1 protein-coding gene is annotated in these 653 nt (G+C 44.7%); it reads right to left on the bottom strand.

All coding sequences use genetic code 11. The annotated features are described in order from the left end of the window. A partial coding sequence (locus ACS8FC_RS18315) for a YihY/virulence factor BrkB family protein (RefSeq protein ID WP_439297838.1) occupies window positions 1-653 on the bottom strand: 653 nt, incomplete at both ends.

The following is a 653-nucleotide window of genomic DNA, read 5'->3' as shown; positions in this document are numbered from 1 at the left end:
AATATAGCCAAAGCATAATGACCACCGCCGCTGACAGCGCCCCAAATTCAGCACTATAGTTATTGAAGTTTTGCACATAAATCGAAAACAGCACGGACAATATAATCCAAAGAATGGTCGCGAGCGTTGCTCCTGGAACCAGTTTTTTTAGTGCAACGGCATCACGATTTGGTGCTAGGCGATATAGACTTAAAAAGCTTAAAAAGATAATACCCGCCAATACAGGCCATCTGGCCCACAGTGCAACCGTTTCAGCCACTTGAGGGAAGGGAAAGTAATTCGCTGCTACAGGGATAATAGCAATAGAAGACACCGCTATCATCAAGACGACTACTGCACCAAAGGTCAGGCTCACTGCTCGAATCGTGCCTTGTATGAAGCTGCGCTCTTGGGTGATATGAAAAGCGAGATTGACAAGGGCAATTAAAGATTTGATGCCTTTGGAGCCAGCATAAAGGGCAAGTAAGGTCGATATGATCAGACTAAACGTCAGCGTGGATTTGGTATTAGAGACCAACTCGCTCAGGCGTGAATTGAGGACTTCGTATACTGTATCAGGTATAAATGGACGCAAAATGGAGATATGCTCCTGCATTTCAATCGGTGAAAATACGAGGCCATAAATCAGCACAAACACTGCCATTGCTGGAAAA

The sequence above is a fragment of the Psychrobacter sp. 1Y4 genome, from assembly GCF_051847555.1.
The sequence above is the reverse complement of the archived record's forward strand: the minus strand, read 5'-3'. Positions and strand labels throughout refer to the sequence as shown.